We start from the raw sequence: 18059 nt of genomic DNA on the forward strand, positions 1-18059 counted from the left end.
GATATATCTTTCTAGAGCATTTCCCGCTTATTCTGGCTCATATCCCGTCGCAGTGAAGTTCTGTCATACATTTGCCCCTCCCGATGCTGGAGTCGATGAGCTTCTGGAGACAGTGAACTTGCTGAGAACCAGGTGTCAGCCAGCCCGCGATCAGTGGAGGAGCATGATGTGCCCCTGTCCTGCACCCCATCCGCGCCGGATCCTTAATTCCCTGCAAGATAGTGAGACTAGATCCCCTTTTCTTCGGAAAAAAGAGTGCCGCTTCAAGTGTCTACGGCAAAAGTTGCGAGAACATCGGCAGCTTTTCTAGCCGGTGCATGGTAGGTGCTGAACCCAAGGAAATTCGCATTCGTAAAAGTTTAGCAATCTTTGCTTTTTCCCGTAAAGCGTGTATTCAACCTAACTCAATTTTATAGTGACTAAAAACACTAGTGTTACAGGTGTCAGGTGAGTACAGGTTTTTTTAAGAAGCACTTTTTGTTGACGACAACTGCCATCAGCATGGCTGTCTTGAGCCCGGCGACCGCTATCGAACAGGTGGATCACCCATGGTTTGATAGTTCTCATATCGGAATTCGGATCGATGCGCCGGTGTTGCCTCAGGTCAATCGATCCGGCACCCGATTGCTGGTGTTTTCCAATGCTGATCCGATTGATGACTGGGTGTTCGCAGAGGAGCCCTCTTGGGCTTCCGGGCTCTTGCCTTTTCGGATCCAGATTTTCTTCACGGAAGCTTACAGTAACAAGAATCTGATCATTGGCAATACGGGGAACTCTTCGTGGTCATCCTTGTTAGGAAGGCCGACGCGTCTCAGCCGGGTAGATCCGAATAGCAGCTCAACATGGACACTTACAGAATACGATAGTCTGTCCACTTCAGCAGAAGATTTGATCATCGGTCAGGTGAGTGCCGATGACATGGCCCTGACCGGGTCCATGCAGTTCAATTCAGGGGAAGGGTACACGGCCGTTTACTGGTCCACCAATGATCTGGCGGACCAGGGTCAGATGATCGATATCGGCGGTCTGTTCTCCTCTGGCTCACCGCTTGCTTCAAGTTATGGCCGGGCGATCAGCAGCGATGGTCTCACGGTTGTTGGCGATAGCGCGCCGGACATCTCTCAGCTGTCGTCCATGGCGCCAACGCTGTTTCCTTATGAGTGGCAACCCTACACGTTGGCCGGATCGCAAGCTTTTGTTTGGAGTGCGGGCACCATGTCGGCGCTGGACAACCTGTCTGCGGGCGCTGGCGCGGAAAGTTCTGCTCAGGCGGTCAATTCAGACGGCACCGTCATTGTCGGCCTTGCGTCCAATGACAGCAACGAGCTGCGCGCCGTGCGTTGGGATGGCACCGGCATTACGGATCTGGGCACGCTGCGGGCCGACCAGAGCGGCCAGTCTCTTGCCCGGGCGGTGAGCGCTGATGGACAGCACATTGTTGGCGCCGCACAGGCGGATGACGGGGCCTTCAAGGCAACCGTTTGGAACTACGGTGTGGCAACCAATCTGGGCACGCTGAAGGCTGATAACAGCGGCACCAGCTATGCCACCAGCATCAGCGAGGATGGCAAGACAATTGTGGGTTTGTCGGATACGGACAATGGTTTTGGTCCCGACAGCTCCGGGGAAATCGATGCATCCATCCGGCCGTTCATCTATCGCAATTCCTTGCAAGACACCTACAACGTGGCTGCTTCCATGCAGGACGTGGCCACCGATATGGGGCTTGCCACCAACCGCATGGCCGAGGTGACCAGATGGATGGCGCGCAGCGGTGCCCTGCCCGCGCAAGCTGGCAAACGGCAGATCGGCATCGGCACCTACGGTCTTCTGGATGATGGCTCGCGGTCAAACAGCTTCATGGCTTCTGCCAGCATGCGCTTGTCAGAGCGGTTCGGCTTTGGTGGTGCGGTTGGAGTATCCAGCCGGGGCGGCATTGGCGACACGGTTTCCGCTGATCTTGGCTACAGCCTGGCCGCCTTTGCCAGCTATCGCCCGGCCATGGGGGAAAACTGGACGTGGGACGTGCGTGCCTCCGGTGCCTATTCGGCGCTTGATGGCACCATTTCGCGGGGTGATGGCTATGCAAATGTGCAGGCCACCAAAGCAGATGCGTCTTTCAACTCTGTTTATGTGGGGTTGGACACCCGCCTGACCTATCAAGCCCTCGACAGGTTGACGATCAGTCCCCACGCGTCGTTGGGTCTGGCCCATCACCATCGCGGGGCCTATGACGAAAGCATGGAGCTGGATACGTCAGCCCACTATGACGCGCTGGACCTGACGGAATTTTACGGCGGTTTGGGCGTTGAGGTGGCGCACCAACTGACCGACAGCGTCCGCCTGCGCATTGACACAGGTTTCGACGTGGACTTGGCGTCGGACGACCACACCTTGACAGGCACCACCACCTTGCCGGGGTTCGAAACGGTCGATATCGACTTCTCCGGGGATCGCAACGCCTTGCGCGGTTATCTGGAGACGGGACTAAGCTATGCGGTGACGCAGGCGGGGTCGCTGGACCTGTCGGCGCGTATGTTCACGCCCCACTATCAAGAGAGCGGCAAGAACAATGTGGACTTTGCCTACTCCGTGCGCCTCAACATGGAGTTTTAAACGGCGGCCACCCTGCCCGCCCCAACCACGTGGGGCTAGTCGCGCGTTGCAACGGTTCAACCCGGTTCCGAAAGGAGCCGGGTTTTTTGTGCCATGCCCTCATCTGGACATCAAATCAACCGGCTTTTCCGGGTATCCAGACTGTTTAATATAATTATGAATTATTGACTCAAGTTAATCTTAGCGGTAAGCGAAAGCACCGCCACCCAATACGTGTTTTTCCACGCATCAGGCAGCTCCCTCCCAGATCACCCGAGGCCCCGATCCCAGGCGGTCGCGTCCTTTATCGCCCGCGTCAACGGAAGGCGCGCTGGCGACGTCATGCGTAATCGAAAGCCAACCATGCAACTCAGAGATTTTTCAAAAGCTCATTTCCTCGTACCATCCTCCCTCGCCATCTCCCTGAGCCTGCTGGCCAGCACGGCACTGGCAGGCGATGCTCATAAATGGCATCCCCATCTGGAAGTCGGCGGCAAATTCAGCAATAGCCGGAATATTGGCGAGACGACGGTGTTCGTGCCGCTCTTCCAAAACGAAACAACGCTGTTGTTTGGTGACGTGAGAGGTCGGTTCGATAACAATAGCTCTGAAGAAATCAACGTCGGTGCAGGCCTGCGAAAACTGTTCAATGGTCAATTCATCATCGGCGGCTACGGTTTTTACGATCTTCGCAACTCAGAGTATGGGCACCGATTTCAACAAATCACGCTCGGAGCTGAAGTCCTAACTGAGGCCTTTGAGCTGCGCGGAAATGTGTATCTACCCATTGGCACAACCGAATACAGCAGTGCTGCAGGCGATACGGTTGCCCTTTCCGGATCAAGTATACTGTTTACAGAGGGGCAGGAACGCGCCCTTCAGGGATTTGATGCCGAAATAGGCGTGAAAGTTCCATGGACCAGTCTTACCGAGGACGGAACCGATGCCCTGCGCCTTTACGCGGGCGGCTACCATTTTGACGACACCGGCGTTGACGCCATTTCCGGTCCGCGCTTTCGTGCTGAATACACTTTGGCTGACCTTGTAACGCCTGGCAGCCGCCTCTCGATCAATGCGGAATATCAACACGACAGTCCACGCGGTAGCCAGACATTCTTTGGTGCCAAACTGCGCCTGCCTCTTTACGGAACAGCCCAACCGGCAGGTACACTCAGCCCGCTTGAGCAGCGCATGACCGATACGATTCAACGAGACGTTGATATCGTTTCAAGCGTTGGTGCTTATGGACGCACATCAGTTGGCGTAGATGCCGCAACGGGCCGCGAGCTGTCAGAAGTCAAGGTTGTTGCGGCCAGCGACGAGACCACCTTGCGCGCTGGCATAGAAGGCGCAGAAACCGGAGACATCATTTTCGTTCAGGGGCCTGCAGGCGGCATCGATTTGACCTCCCCGATTTCACTGCGAACAGGCCAATCCGTCGGATCGGGTTTTAATGTCATCCATCCACAAACCCAGCGCACAGCGTCTTTTGGGGGCGCTTTGCAGCTTCATGGTTTGAATGACGATCAAAACATGGTTCACATGGCCAGCGACACCAGCTTGAGCGGTTTTGAAATCACGGGCGGACGACACGCTGTGTTCGCCGACGGCGCAGACAACGTGCATATATCGAACCTGCACATCCATGATATCTCGGGCTCTGCCATCAACGTGATGAACAGCGATGAGGTTTCCATCTCGCACATTGCCATGCGGGAAGTTGCTTATGACGATGACTCCAAGTTCCAGAACAGCAACCCCAATGGCAAGGAAAATGGCGTTGGTCTGCGGCTTTACAACGTCACCGATGTGAATGTCGCGCAGGTAGATATGAACCGAGTGGCCATGGGCACACTGTTCCACAAGGTCAGAAACGCCAACATAGATGGTCTTTCAATCACTTCCACGCAGAATGAGGGTTTCGTGTTCCACAATGTGCAGAACGCAGTGATTGAAAATGTCGCCATTGAAACTCTCGGGCAGGATGCGATGGCGTTTGTCGTTTCCGGCAACATCACAGTGCGCAACGCATCCACCAAGCACCTTCCGAACCCGGAATATGGCTGGTCCAGTGGCATCAACATTACTGATTACACGGGGGACCCGGAAGTTGATGAGGCAACACGCGCGAGCGCCAACAAGAACTACAGTTTTGAAAACATCAGCATTGATGGCGCCGAAGGTCATGGCTTGTATATTCAAGGCATCGATGACCTTGCGCTCAAAGACGTAACCATTACCAATATCGGGCAGAACGGCATGTTCCTGAACATGTGGGAGGGCATGTCCAACGTCTCTTTGGAGAATGTTGTCATTGATGGGACCGGCACGACCGGGATCTATCATGCCATGGGCCAGATGAAGAATATCAGCGGGGATCTCACGATCAGAAACACCCCCACGCTCTGTCAAACCATGGCCTTTTCGGGAGAAGACTTCCTGACGCAAGAACCAGGAAACGAACTTCGAGTGAACGGCAAGCTCATCACCCCTGAAATGATGGCGACACGCGAGGCGTTCAATCAGCTTTGTGCGCAGTAAAAACAATGAGCCCGGGACGGCCCGGGCTCCATCTTGCATTGCCCTTAAGTAAAACCAAAAGAACCATCTCTCATGGTTGGCATGGTCGTTCATTCCGCCGATGTGCTTGACCGGAACCGCGCTCCCGCCTTGCTTGCCTCCCTGCCGATACTGTCCCCCGTTGTCGCGCCTAGTGGCTGAGGTGACGATCAAGCGTCGAAAACACACGCTGCGTTCGAGCGGACTGGCCAGGCTGGAGAACGCGCCTTTTCCGCGATCTCTGCTGTATTTGGCACTGAAGCCAGTAACTGGCTGGTGTCTCTGGCTTCCAATCACCGTGACATGGAGGCGGCGACTTAGGCCGCGTCCTTTCACTCTTTGCCAGTGACAATTGGCAAAGTCGGGAGATGCTTGTCGATGGTCTCGACAACATTTTTATGCATGGGGAGGTTGGCCTTTTCGCTCTCCCATCGCTCCATGAAGAGCGCGACGGTTTCCTCGGCGGTGTCGAGCACGAGCTTGCGTGGCAGTTTGGCCTTTGCCGATAGATGCGCCAGCTCGTCCGCTGTGAATCCGGTGAACTCCTTCGTCCGGCTGAACGTCAGCGCAGACTTGTCATTCGCGATATAGGGGATCGTGGAGACGAAATCATAGGCTGGAGCGAGGCGCGCGTTGCGGCGATCAGGGTAAATGAGCGACCAGTTTTTCAGGTGCATGTCGCCATTACCGATCAGGACATTGAACGTCAGGCGGCGGATGAATTCGGCCACATCATCTTGATCGGATTCCGAGGCGATCACCGATACCAGTTTGCGGTAGCTGGCTCTTTTGTACTTGTCTTCAGGGTAGACGTTAAAGACCTGCGCGAAATCCTCGATATGGGTGGCGCTGCCATCCTCATTGCGATCGAAGCGTTCGATGACGAAGGCCTGTTGCCCGATCTTCTCAATAGCGTCCGGCAGGTTGCCGATCGATTGCACATCGATCAGCTCGATTGCTGGCACGTTGATCCCGACCATTCTGGCGAGGCTCATCATCGAGAACTCGTTTTCCGGAACGTTGGCAAACTCGCGAGAGGGGAGCTTGACGATCCGGTTGCCGCCGACGCCGCTCGCCGGAATGGTCAGGCCGCCGCGAGCACTTTGCACTGCCGAAAATTTGAGCTGAACACCCGCCAATGAAAACCGCATGGCGTCTTCGGCTGCTTCCCTTGCCGCTTCGCCTTCCAGGACGTTGTGCGCTACGTCCGGCCATTGTTCGCCGTCCGCTGGGACGACGGTGATCGCGCCAGGCAGGTCTTGCCCGAGCACCCACAACAGGAAGAACTCGCGGTCGATATGAATGCCGGCCTTCTCAGCCAGGTATCGGCGCAGATGTCCTTCCGGCAGGAGGTTCGAGAAGAAAGGCATCAGCTTGATCTTGTATGGCCGAAAATCCGTGATCAGGTCGCCGAACTCATCCTTGAACTGGAGGCCGAGGGTCGGCCTTTCATGGTTTTCGACATAGGCATCGTTGAGCGCAAAAAGCGTCTTTTCGGCTCCCACATGGGTGATCGTGCCGATTTCTTCCCCATAGAGGCGCACACTCAAAACGGATACATCAGGCATCGTCATCCTCCTCATCTAATGAGTAGGCTGGACGGTTGGCATTGCGTTGTTCGCTCGCCGGTTCGAAATGGGCGATCTGGTTGCGGAGCGCCCTCATGCTGTTGGCTGCCTCAAAGATGCCCCTCCACTGCTCTGTGCTTCTGGCGCGTTCAATGGTGTGCCGCAGCGAGCGCAGATGGCTCAAATACCGCGTGTCTATCTGGAGACGCTGGAGTGATGCCGCAGCTTTGCGCAGCTCATCCAGTTCCGGCAAGGTCGGGGCCTCAATCTGAAGGGCGCGGATCGCCTTTTGCAGCTGTTGCATTTCCTTGCCGATTGCAGGCGGTTGGATCACAGTGCGATCCGTCGTTTGACGTGTGATCGATTTGACCGCAGGCACCGCCTTGCGCGGGACCAAGGCGATCTCCAAATCCAATGCGCTGGCGAGCGCGACGAGGCTCGACAGGCGCAGATCAACGCTGTTGGACTCGATGCGCGAAATCTGCGCTTGGGGAACGCCAGCCAACCGGCTCAACTCGCGTTGGCTGAGCTGTTTGGCTTCTCTGGCTTCGCGTAAGCGATCCGCGATCTCTCGGGTTTCATAGCTCATCGATGTTTATTTCTGCATCGTATCTTAACTTTGATGTTTTTTACGATATCACAGAACCACTGTTTTCTCAAAGTGATGTTTTAAAAAGCATCAAAGCGAAAATATGATGTCTAATCGTGCATCAAATATGCGCTGCAAGATGTAGGGATTGGGTCATATCACGGGAAGAAAAAGAGTGATTGCCACCTTAAAGCGAATACTCCATCATTTTAGCGTGGAGGGTTCTCAATGAAAAATACGAGCTCATTTAAAACAGGGACATCATTCAAGGTGGCAATGCATTGGGTCGCGTTTTTCTAGTTGCTGAACCCAGCCGCCGCCGAAGTGAGAACAGCTCCGAGCGGTGCCGCGCCATTGTCATTTGAAAGCTTTGAGAAAGAAGCTTCTGCAGTTGGTGATCTTATCAAATGCCCCAAAGAGGGTGTGACAAAAACTCCAGGATTTCCGGATTTGTGGGGCTGTATCTGGCCCGGTGCTGAAGTTGTCAAAGTGTTCATCAATGAAGACGGCAGTGGCGCCGTCAAGAACGTCAGGGTTATGTGGAACGATTGGACACGGGATGTCGGATACGGTGTCCACACAGATGCTGAAATGGCGCGGGCGTGGCTCTCAGCACTCGCCACGCGATATGCTCCTGAAGCCGTGGAGGACGTCCTCCTTGCATTCAACGGTGCAAGCAACAAGACAATTGAGAGCGATACCTAAAGGCTGGTCTATACCTATGAAAAAGGCCCGGCGATCGATGAACGCCTGTTTACGATCTCGGCAAAATGAAATTAAAACCCAATTTCTATGTCCATTGTACTTTCAACAGTGCTGGTGATTTCCTCCCTCTCGCACTCATTCCCCATACAAATCAGCGCTTGTTGTCGAGCTTTTGCAAGGCAAGACGACAGTGGCTGGGGCCAGTCATTCTTTTGGTTCGGCTCTTCCGGTGATCGAAGGCTGGGTAGAGGATGCGCTGCCCTGCCCGGTCGATTTTTGCGCGGAAGCAGCCGCCCTGGGATTGGTGGCACAAAGGTGTTCGCCCATGATGCGGGAGTGGGCCAACACATCTTTAAGGCGTACAGCAGGCCGGTTATCTGGCGTCCAGTTTTTGTCCTTGGCGCCAATAGGTGAAGGCGTATTTGCTGCCCTTGGAGAGGCCGAAGGTCTGTTTGAATAGCTTTCGAAACGCCAGCGCACTGCGGTATTCACCAGCAAACCAGGCAAAGTCCGGCGCGGCCACCGCGCCGAGTTGCCGCGCCAGTCCTTCCACCTCGTCTGCAAACGATTTTGGCGGAATTGAATGGATCGCCAGTGCGCTCTTCGGCAGATAGCCCGCCAGTTCAGCAGGGCTGCCCGCGGCAGCAATGACATGACCAATCACCCGTGGGGGCAAGTCTTCAAGCATACGGTAAAGCGCTGGAAGGGCGGTCTGGTCCCCGATCAACATGACACGGGCCCCTTCGGGAGGCGTTTCACCACCACCCGGGCCTATCAGGCCGATCCGGTCACCCGGCGATGCCGTTTGCGCCCAATCGGACACCGCCCCGCCCGAATGGCGCACCACATCAATCTCAATCTGTTGGAATTCTGGAATGGTCCGCCGGATCGTATAGTATCGGACGATCAAGGCATCGTCGCCCTTCGGCCATGTGGTCATGCCGTTTGGCGCAAGGGACGGCCAGACCGGGGCTCGGCCGACGGTTTTCGGCACCATCAGCTTGACATGAATACCGCCCTGACAGAGCTGATCGAAACGGTCGGTGCATTTCAGCCGAAGACGGACCAGGCCGTCCATCACCTCCGTCCGGCTGACAAATTCGGCAATGAGAAAGTTCTCCGGCCGGGACGCAAGCGGCACTGAGGCCCCTGCCGCTCCCAACCAGCGCAGTGCCTCAGCCGCAGGCGCATCAAGCGCGGCCAGGTGCCGGACCGCAGCCTCTTTCAGGAGATGGAGGTTGCTGCTGGAAACCGCTGTGATCTGAATATCGAGGTTGCGGTTCTGCCAGGCGATATCTATGCGGTTGTCACCCGTATGGATGGTAAAGGCCTGATCCGATGTCTGGTCCAAGACCACGTCATGGCCGCGCATATGCGACAGAAGCGCTTCAAACACGCCGCGCGCATTTTCGAGAGGAACCGAAGACGAAGCGGTAAACATCTAAATCACTCTCCAACTAGCGGGGTCTTGCCAAAGACGCGGGAAGGCCGGGACCAGGCACAAGACCGGCTGCAAAACGGCACCAAAAGTCCGGAGCCCTGCCTCAAAGACCGCGGTCATGGTTGCCTCTTTGCGTTTTTGTTGCGGACTGCAAAGCTTCCGGCATTTCGGGGTTGCCCGGCTGGCCAATCGACATGGTGAAGACCCTTGCCGTCAGGAGCACCGCCAAGGCAGACAGGGCGGTTGCAATGACAAACAAGAGGTCATACCCGGCAGCATCGGCAATCAGTCCGGAAAGACTGGACCCGAGCAAATAGACAATCAGCTGGGCACAGGCCAGAATGGTGAAGTCGGTGCCGGGCTGGTTCTTGGAGGCCACAGACATGAACAGCGAGTACAGGACCACGATTTCCATGTAGCGAATAAAGGTCTGGAACCCGGCGGCCGACATGACCGGAAGATAGCCGTCCACCCAGCCGATTGCATGAAGCGCGAACAACGCAAAACAGACAGTGCGAAGCGCGCCCAGTGTCAACAGAGCTTTCTCCGTGCCCTGCCACTTGATCAGCGCGATGGCAAGGATCGAGCCAATGATGCCCGCGGTGGCTGCAGAGGCTCCGGACAGATAGCCGATCCACGAAAGCGGCAATCCCGCATCCACGAGATACGGCCCTTCCATGGCTTTGACGAGGCCCTCGCTTGCCCGGAAGACAAGCGCCACGATCAGGATCCGGACGGCCTCCCGCCGCATGAAAAAAGCGCGCAGTGAGGGCCTGTTGGGCAATGCGCGGCCCCCACAGGGGCTAGCCACCTGCGGCGGCTGCTGTTCTGGTTCCCGCATCCACAAGGTGACTAAAAGCGGAAGCAAACTAATCGCCGCCACAGTCAAAAGCGTTGCCGTCCAGCCCACCGTCTCGAATAAAACCAAAGACCCAGTTCCGCCGATTACGACGCCAAAGGCCACCGCGCCGCCTTGGCAGGCATTGCCAACGCCGCGGTTTTGCTCGGAGAGCGTTCGGGTCGCATATCCGTCGGTCGCAATATCCTGGGTCGACATGGCGATGGCGAGGACCGTGCAGATGGCAAACAGGCCCACAACATTGGTTGGCTCGATGAGCGCCATGCAGGCGATTGCGGTTGCTGTCACCAGCTGCATGGGCACGATCCAGCCCCGGCGATGGCCAATGGGCAGGAACCGGAAACGGTCGATCAACGGCGCCCAGAGAAACTTCAAAACCAGCGGCAGCATCAAGAGCGATAACAAACCGATCGAACTTCGCGACACCCCATGTTCGCGCAGGACCGGTGGCAGCGCTGCTGCGATCAAATAGGTCGGAATGCCTTGCGCCAGATAAAGGCCTGACAAGGTTGCGAACAGTTTGATCTGACTGAGCCCAGAAGGCGCGGCTGCCGGTGCGCTACTCGGTGCAGATGTGTCGCTTGCACAGTTCAGACGGTTTGCGGTCATGGATCGGTCCGGAAGGAGCGCGCCAAAGCACATGAGGTGTGCCTTGGCGGCTGGAATGACAGGATCAGAAACGGATTTTGTGGGTGAGTACGACGGTCCGGCCCTGACCCGCAACGTCATAGCCGCGCACGGCGGATGCGGTTGGATTGTTGTAGCCGGTGTCAAAAACGTTGCGAACCGACAGCGCGAAGGCACCGGCTTTACCGAAGTCCCGGGTTAGGCCAAGGTTGACAAGGGTTGCTCCCTTGAGCTCGGCGCTGTCGGAGGTGGCTTTGCGCCCGGACAGGTACTCGATTTCACCGCGAGCGACAAAGTCGTGAGGCAAGGATAAGGTGCCGTAAAGGTTCCCCTTGTAGGTATTGGGAACGCGGCTGAAGGCGATACGTGAGTTTAGGTCACCGGTACCATCGCCGTCATAAAGACCGTCGGTATAGGCAAACACGCCACCAACTGTCAGGGTATCCGACACATCAACCTCGGCTGTGACCTCGGCACCCCAGATCATTTCTTCCTGCTGCGACACTTGGTTCGCGACCGGATCGAAGACAGTCCCGTTCTCGGAGGTCGAGATATAGCCCGACGCCATGCCGCGGAACCGTCCCCAGTCACCGCGCAGCCCGATCTCATAGTTGTTCACGATTTGAGGATCGGGGGCGATGTCGCTGTAATCCAAGGAGGTCACCCCGCCAAGAATGACGCCCAAGGCTTCAGCTGTGGTGTTTGTACCGGCACGCCGCGTGTAGGCGCCAATATCTGTGAGTGAATACCCTTGGGAGAAATTGGCGAAAGCCTGCATGTCGTCTGTCACGTCGACAACAACTCCAGCATTGAATGTCGGCGAGTTATAAGTGAAAGAGCCGCCCGTTACATCGACCGCTGGAATAATGCCCACATAGCCCAGACTGCTGTAGGCGGACGAAAAGTAGGTCGGCCGTGTAAAGTCATCGACGTTCAGGAAGAACTGATCAAAACGCACCCCACCCTGGAGCCGGACGCGGTCGTGGACGGGCACTTCAAGTTGCGCAAACGCCGCAAGCTGGTTTTGCGTCATCGGTGCAATCGCCTCCGCCCCATCGACAAACGCCTGTGTCGTATGGTCGAAGACATACTCTGCTCCCCAGGTCAGGGCGGCACCTTCAAAGAGCTGGTCTAATGTGGAATGAACGGTCGTGCTTACACCCGCACGATCAGAAACAAGCTTGGACTGGTTAAAGTCCGCCGACCCGTTGGTGACATAGACCGTGTTGTTTGCAAGCGGGTCGTACTGCTGAAACGGCGATGTTTTCTCGATGTGATTGTAAAACGTTCTGAGTTCCAGCTCGCCCAAGGGAAACGCAGACTCGCTGAACACTGCGCTGAAGTACTGGGAGTTTTCTTCCACTGGTTTGCCGTCGTAATCAGTCGTGAAATCCGGCGAAACGGGGCTTGTTGAATAATCGGTCAGATGGTCCGGATCTTGCCGGAAATAGGTCCAGTCTGCCGTGACATCAATCCGACGGGTCCCGTCTTCAAAACCAAAGCCGCCGAACAGGTTGAACTGTTTTGCACGGTCGCCCCCGCCCTGACCCAGCAATGCGTCAGACGGCATTTCATCCCCGTTGCCGTCATAGGTCTTCTGCGTGAGTTGCCCGGAGGCGCTGACGAAGTAGTCAAACCTTTCTTTTCGGCCCTGAATGCTGACATTTGCACTTGGTGACAGGGAGCTGCCCGGGTTTTCGGTAAAGGCGCTCAGTTCAGTGCGCAGAGAAACCTCGGGTTTGTCGCTCACCCCGCGCTTGGTGATGATGTTGATCGTCCCGCCTGTCGCGTCGGCGCCATAAAGGCTGGAGGCCCCATTGACGACCTCGATACGCTCAATCGTATCAATGTCAATGAGTGACAAAATCCGGCTGTTGTTGCGCAGCGGGGTATTGCGCGGCACGCCGTCCACCATGATCAGAACACTGCGTCCGCGGAAGGTTTCGGAGCCACCAGAAATAGTTTGGTTCGATGGCTGAAAGCCGGGGACCAAGGAGGTAATCACATCGGTCAGGTCGTTCGAGCCGTTGCGGACCTCCTCAATTTGCTGGTCGTCTATCACGATGACGGATTGGGCAACGCCTGCAATGTCGCTGCTCTTGCGGTTCGCCGTCACCAGAATTGTGTCCAGCAGATAGCTGCCGTCATCGGCCTGCGCCCCTTCGGTGGGCTCAATTTCCTGTGCGTGTGCGGGCAGCACTGCAATGCCCACCATCAACGACAACCAGATGCTTCTTGCAGCCACTTTAAGCTCCATTCTCATATAAAAACACAAAGTTCAGGCATAACGGCACAGGCCCCAATCCCCCGTTCGGAGCGCGCACCTCAACATACTTGAGTTTTAGATTCAAGTTATCAGATAGGTAATTTCAACAAGCGTGACGAGCTTTGCATTATTGTTACAACTGCTTAGGGTCATGCAGCGGGTTGATCAGATCCGTCCCGAGACCGGGGCTTGGCCTGTCCGGATTGTCTGCGTATCCAACCTCGAAGCGAACCTTGTTGATGCACAGGCGCGGCACGGTTGGCTGCATCAAGTCGAACATGGCAAATCTGCTTCGCAGATCCGGATTGTGGTCCATGTAGCGAGCCAGACAGGATTTCAGGATTTCATAGAAACGGCGTTCATCAAGTATGCCGCTCATCGCAAGCCGAGCCGACAAGAACCTCAAAACCGTTACGAAATGACCGGTCTGGAGGTTATGGATGATATGGCTCGGTGGTTTGTGGGAAACGACCTGTCTGAGGCTTTCGTCAAGGCCCGCTTGCTCTGGAAATACCTGATCTACCAGAAAGACGTCGCCCTGCAGATCCTTGAGGGCCACCCCAACGGGGACATGATCCTCCAACACAACGGTCAGGTTCTGCCCATGCGCGATAAAGGCGACACCATATTTGCAAAGGAGATGATAGAGCGGACGCACCGTGACGTCGAACAGCTGTTCCAGCCACTCCTCAAACGAAAGCCCCGCTTTGTCCGCATGGCCAGCAGCAAGCGGCCGCCCTTCCGGATCCTTGTGCAGCAAGCTCGCGTAAAGGTGAGCTTTCTGGCCTGGCTTTATCCGCGCGGCCGGATTGTCCCTCCAGATCGCGCCGAGGGTTTCATGATGCTGATAGGGCGCGTCCGGGATCTGATCGTAAAGCGGGTGGCGATACCATATCCCGGCCCGCTCCCGCAGGATTGTTACGGTTTCCCGGGTCAGTTCATCGCCGCACACGATGGCCTCAAGCCAGTCCGACAAAGCCGGGCCGTGCGGAATGTATTTGCCCGGAATACCCCGCCAGGCGGACGTGTTGAGAATGCTCAAGGAGAGCTTCAGGTCCGGACTGCCCGGCCGGTCGATACTCGTCAAGGTCCTGAGGCTTGGTCCGGCCACATAGTGTCCGCCAAACGCTCCGAGGCAGACCAGATCCCCTTTTGCCAAATCTGAAATATAGGCCTGCCGGAGAACGTTCTCCCACTGCCAGGGATGGGCCGGGATCAGGCAATGCGTTTTCAGTGTGCAGCCCGTGTTCTCCATGCAGGCCATGAGCCTGCCGTATGTTTCCGGGCCTAGCGTGCGGGCAAGAAAGGAGGTTTCGTCATCGCCTTTCTCAGATCCGATGACACACCCGTCCCTTCTGGCGGCGAGCCAGACCGGCTCGAAAGGCTTGCCCGCTTCTGGAGCATAGGCCGACACATCTTCGGCGCCCCACCCTAACCGGCCTTTGTTGGCAACAGCCTTGGGATGGCCCTCCAGCAGGGCATCAAGACGATATGACGGCAAGGCCAGGAGGGCGTCGCGCGTCAGACCGGCCTGTTTTTGGGCGAGGGTCAGATCCTGAGCCAAAGTGTTGGAGAGCTCGCGCAAGAAGGTTGCCAGCGTTTCCGGCCGCATGCCGAGCTCCGCGCGCGCATCTATCGTAAATTGCAGCGGCGACACACAGTCTTCTTGCGCAGGGGTCCGCGAAATGGTTTCCGGGAAAACCCAGAGGTTGCCCCAGGCCATGGTCTTGGCGCGGAACCGGTACTCCACGGCTCCGGCAAACTCCAAGACGAACTGACCGCCCCCAAGCTCTATGGGCGCGAGGACTTCTTCATATGTCAGTTCACTGATCATTTTGGCCAAGGCATCCCGGCACACCGTGTCCCAGTTTGCTGGCGAAGGCGCAAAGCGGGCAGAGGCGCTCAGCTTGGCCGTTCTGTTGGCGGTCATTGCAACGTGTTCTGGTTTCATAGCCGCACCTGCGAGAAGAACCGCTCCCGGCGGCAACACATCAGGGCCGAACGCTTGTGCGGGAAGTCGAATTCCTTGAGTTTTTCGTAACCGACAGAGGACGCGTAGGTGAGCAACTTGGCATTGTCGACGCGCGGCTCACCCATGATGTTTTCGGTCATGGGGCAATCAAGGAAAAGATAATGCACCAGCGAACGCAGCCACGCGCCGGTCTTGACCTTTCCCAAGTGATGCCGTTCGCCGATCAGTCCGTGCCATCCGCGATCATAGGGCGCGGAATCGTAGTAAGGTCCCAACCGGTCTTCCCGGACCCAATAGGTCTCGAAATACCCGGCTTCATCGCCATCGAAACAGCCAATCAACGGATATGTATGCGGCGACGCCTGCAGCTTTTCCAGATAGGCCCGCAGGTCTTCCTTCGGATTGGCGAGCTCCCAATAATAGGCAACCCGCGGATCGTTCATCCAACGGTGGAACCGGTCAATGTCCCGGTCGATGTCAAGCGCGCGGAAGGACACCGTCATGTCCGCAACCGGATCGTAGCGCTCATAAACGACGCCGGTTGGGTGCAGTGGACGCAAGGGGTGATCCCGCCCATCGGGGCCTGCAACGAGGCCGGCCTGGGCGTGCCCTGCTGGCATATGCCCGAGCCACAGCAACGGCGACTGATAGAACCCGGACCGCATGATTGCATAGGCTGCGCCATCCGAACCGGACTGGCCGCCCAAGAACGCAAAGTCTCTCGGATCACCCGGCACCCCGGCACGGCCAACACGGATTTCATCGATGCCCGGGTGGTCTGCGAAGGCAGCCTCAACGGCCGCCAGAAACAGCGCACGCGCGGTGGAACCAGCCACTTCGCCGTGGTGGATCAGGCTGAGGTCTGGCTTCTCGATGCCGCCGAACACAGCTTGAGCTGCGGGCTGACCATCCAGAAAAAGATCCAGCCGGTCGTCTTGCCAGCGTCCCCGGCTGACGGTGGGGTCTGCGGACCCGGTTGAGTTGCGAAGACATGGGGTCAGAACCCGGCAATCCAGGTGGCTTTTGGGTGTTGCGTGATGGTTCATCAAATGGCTTTCACAGAAGAAATGGGATTGGGAAGATCGAAGTAAGCTGCAAGCTGACGGTCACCGTCACCGGAGGCCTCATTCACATTGCTCAAGCTGGTGCGGTAGTTGCCCTTGCTCACCAGGTGCTCAGCGTTCAACAGCCGGTCATAGAGCGTGGTGTCCCCGCAAGACTGGGCACGGGCCTCAAGAAATGCCGCACGGATCTGCCGGTAGGCGGCCTTCTCATCAAGAAGACCATGCAGTGCCAATGCGCTGACCACATTCATGAGGTTGTTCACGATCACGTAGTAGATCATCAGGCTGTCGCCGAGGTCCGGCGGGACAATGTTCTCGGCATGTGCGCCAATGTCGGGCATGAAACGGGCGAGATGCTCGTGATGGGTCGTGAGATGACCGGTGCCCTGACAATCGCGCAGAACCAGCCGGGCGGGCAAACCATCTTCCAGGCCGATCATCATGTTCTGCTGATGAGACCCGAACAACAGGCCATGCCGTGCACGAATTTCCAGAACCGGCATGATCGCCACACCCAAAAACCGTTCGAGCCACAGCTCGGCTGCCCGCGCCCGCGATACGCCCCGGTCATCCGCGAATTGGACAATCAGATCGGCAAGCGGACACGTTCCGTCCATCCGGAATTCGCACAGGCTTGCGAGCATGATGGGGCCTGCGGCGCCCGCATCGTCAAATGGGTTGTCCCGGAAAACCACAAAGCTGTCTTCCATCGGACCGCCTGACGGGTCTTTCAGGGCTGCGTAGCCCGGTTCTTTCAGGATTTGCAGAGAAGGAAACTCTGCCCAGAGGCGCGCCCCAAAGGGACCTTCCAGCAACTGTGCAAGCTGCACGCCCCGCTCCACCTCCTTGCGGGCCAGCACCCGTCTGGAATTGGTCAGCCGCAAGGACAGCGAGAACTTCAGCATGTAGGGGGCGTGATAGGCATGGGCACCGCGGAAGGACCCGGTTGCCGCAAACGCTTGGCCCATGGGACCAAACGGCAGGAATGTGCCGTCCCGCATAGCAGCAAGAACCTCGGGACGGGCAAGCAATCGTTCAGCCTGCCAGGGGTGCGATGGCAGCGGCACGAAATCCGGGCGGGTTGCTTCTGTTTCCATCCAGTGGTCAAGCTGCGCATCGCTTGCGGCGAGATCCCGGCACATCGTGGCGGCTGAAACCTGTGTTCCGGATGTCAGGTCAAGAAGATCCCGATGGACCAGCGACCAGAACAGGGGAAACCGCCCGCCAAGTTCCGGTGCATACCGCTCAGCGTCCGCCGCGCTTATCTCGTCCTTGCTGCGCGGATTGGGATGGGTGGGATGCCCCAGGAGCAGGGCTTGCTCCGCCTCCTGAAACGTCCAGCGGTCCGCTGCCTTGGGCGCGCGGCGATTTGCCCTGAGCGCCTCAAACGTGCCCCGGCGGCTGTCCAGGACCCGGCTCAAAAGCAAGTGTTGCAGATGCAAATCTCCGGGGCTCGCATTCTCATCAAAAACAAGCTTGGCAATCGCTTCTGGCACCGGCAGGTGCTGAAGCGGCCCGGTGAGAGGTGCCAGGTGCACCGGCAATTCAAACAGGAAGCGGAAAGCCGTCCGGTCCCGATACGGAACGAGCACCCGGTCGCCCGTAGACAACGGCAGGCTCACATATGGCCCTGCCAGGCCAAGGGCTGCGGCCTCATCCTCGGAAAGAAGACCCCAGCCATCCCATTCCCGCAGGAGGGCGTTCAAAAATGCCGTGAGGGTCGCAAGATCTGCTTGAAGATCAGGAGATTGCCCAAAAGAGGGCAACAAAACCCGGTCTTGCAACGCCATTTCGGGAGTTACATTCATCATCTC

General features: G+C 57.1%; 11 protein-coding genes. 3 read left to right on the forward strand and 8 right to left on the reverse strand.

Going from position 1 to position 18059, the window contains the following annotated elements; translation table 11 throughout:
• Positions 1–477: 477 nt before the first annotated feature.
• Together PUV47_RS18860 and PUV47_RS18865 are read left to right on the forward strand one after the other, a co-directional pair.
• Positions 478–2616 carry a hypothetical protein gene (locus PUV47_RS18860; RefSeq protein ID WP_274220156.1) on the forward strand — a complete coding sequence of 713 codons (2139 nt, stop codon included), beginning with the start codon at positions 478–480 and terminating at the stop codon, positions 2614–2616.
• Positions 2617–2958: 342 nt separating this feature from the next.
• Positions 2959–5136 carry an inverse autotransporter beta domain-containing protein gene (locus PUV47_RS18865; protein ID WP_274220157.1) on the forward strand — a complete coding sequence of 726 codons (2178 nt, stop codon included), beginning with the start codon at positions 2959–2961 and terminating at the stop codon, positions 5134–5136.
• 350 nt (positions 5137–5486) lie between these two features.
• Here the strand turns inward: PUV47_RS18865 and PUV47_RS18870 are convergent, their stop codons facing one another.
• Together PUV47_RS18870 and PUV47_RS18875 are read right to left on the reverse strand one after the other, a co-directional pair.
• Positions 5487–6722: a type II toxin-antitoxin system HipA family toxin gene (locus PUV47_RS18870; RefSeq protein ID WP_274220158.1), complete on the reverse strand. Its 1236-nt coding sequence runs from the start codon at positions 6720–6722 to the stop codon at positions 5487–5489.
• Positions 6715–7311, reverse strand: coding sequence for a helix-turn-helix domain-containing protein (locus tag PUV47_RS18875; protein WP_274220159.1), 597 nt, complete (start codon positions 7309–7311; stop codon positions 6715–6717). Before PUV47_RS18875 ends, PUV47_RS18870 begins: the two co-directional genes overlap by 8 nt.
• A 423-nt stretch (positions 7312–7734) precedes the next feature.
• Between PUV47_RS18875 and PUV47_RS18880 the strand changes: the two genes are divergently transcribed.
• Positions 7735–8016 carry a hypothetical protein gene (locus PUV47_RS18880; protein WP_274220160.1) on the forward strand — a complete coding sequence of 94 codons (282 nt, stop codon included), beginning with the start codon at positions 7735–7737 and terminating at the stop codon, positions 8014–8016.
• Between the two features lie 373 nt (positions 8017–8389).
• Here PUV47_RS18880 and PUV47_RS18885 read toward each other — a convergent pair whose 3' ends face one another.
• The 6 genes from PUV47_RS18885 to PUV47_RS18910 all read right to left on the reverse strand — a co-directional run bounded on the left by PUV47_RS18885 (position 8390) and on the right by PUV47_RS18910 (position 18056).
• Complete coding sequence (locus PUV47_RS18885; RefSeq protein WP_274220161.1) at positions 8390–9457, reverse strand: siderophore-interacting protein; 1068 nt, start codon at positions 9455–9457, stop codon at positions 8390–8392.
• A 103-nt stretch (positions 9458–9560) separates the two neighbouring features.
• Positions 9561–10925 carry an MFS transporter gene (locus PUV47_RS18890; protein WP_274220162.1) on the reverse strand — a complete coding sequence of 455 codons (1365 nt, stop codon included), beginning with the start codon at positions 10923–10925 and terminating at the stop codon, positions 9561–9563.
• 64 nt (positions 10926–10989) lie between these two features.
• Positions 10990–13188 (reverse strand): TonB-dependent receptor, encoded by a 2199-nt coding sequence (locus PUV47_RS18895; protein ID WP_274220163.1) that lies wholly within the window; start codon positions 13186–13188, stop codon positions 10990–10992.
• Positions 13189–13342: 154 nt separating this feature from the next.
• The gene (locus tag PUV47_RS18900) at positions 13343–15160 is read right to left on the reverse strand and encodes an IucA/IucC family protein (RefSeq protein WP_274220164.1); all 1818 of its coding nucleotides are present in this window, start codon (positions 15158–15160) and stop codon (positions 13343–13345) included.
• On the reverse strand, positions 15157–16227 hold the full coding sequence (locus tag PUV47_RS18905; RefSeq protein WP_274220165.1) for a GNAT family N-acetyltransferase: 1071 nt from the start codon (positions 16225–16227) through the stop codon (positions 15157–15159). The genes PUV47_RS18900 and PUV47_RS18905 overlap by 4 nt, the downstream gene beginning before the upstream one ends.
• Positions 16227–18056 carry an IucA/IucC family protein gene (locus tag PUV47_RS18910; protein ID WP_274220166.1) on the reverse strand — a complete coding sequence of 610 codons (1830 nt, stop codon included), beginning with the start codon at positions 18054–18056 and terminating at the stop codon, positions 16227–16229. The genes PUV47_RS18905 and PUV47_RS18910 overlap by 1 nt, the downstream gene beginning before the upstream one ends.
• Between the last annotated feature and the right edge of the window lie 3 nt (positions 18057–18059).

This window comes from Pseudovibrio exalbescens (genome assembly GCF_028737195.1).
In the GTDB taxonomy this organism is placed as follows: Bacteria; Pseudomonadota; Alphaproteobacteria; order Rhizobiales; family Stappiaceae; genus Pseudovibrio; species Pseudovibrio zosterae.

What these genes read in the sequence shown, in the direction of transcription:
- PUV47_RS18865 (WP_274220157.1), top strand. Translation starts at nt 2,959, where the DNA reads ATGCAACTCAGAGATTTTTCAAAAGCTCATTTCCTCGTACCATCCTCC.
- PUV47_RS18870 (WP_274220158.1), bottom strand. Translation starts at nt 6,722, where the DNA reads ATGCCTGATGTATCCGTTTTGAGTGTGCGCCTCTATGGGGAAGAAATC.
- PUV47_RS18875 (WP_274220159.1), bottom strand. Translation starts at nt 7,311, where the DNA reads ATGAGCTATGAAACCCGAGAGATCGCGGATCGCTTACGCGAAGCCAGA.
- PUV47_RS18885 (WP_274220161.1), bottom strand. Translation starts at nt 9,457, where the DNA reads ATGTTTACCGCTTCGTCTTCGGTTCCTCTCGAAAATGCGCGCGGCGTG.
- PUV47_RS18890 (WP_274220162.1), bottom strand. Translation starts at nt 10,925, where the DNA reads ATGACCGCAAACCGTCTGAACTGTGCAAGCGACACATCTGCACCGAGT.
- PUV47_RS18900 (WP_274220164.1), bottom strand. Translation starts at nt 15,160, where the DNA reads ATGAAACCAGAACACGTTGCAATGACCGCCAACAGAACGGCCAAGCTG.
- PUV47_RS18905 (WP_274220165.1), bottom strand. Translation starts at nt 16,227, where the DNA reads ATGAACCATCACGCAACACCCAAAAGCCACCTGGATTGCCGGGTTCTG.
- PUV47_RS18910 (WP_274220166.1), bottom strand. Translation starts at nt 18,056, where the DNA reads ATGATGAATGTAACTCCCGAAATGGCGTTGCAAGACCGGGTTTTGTTG.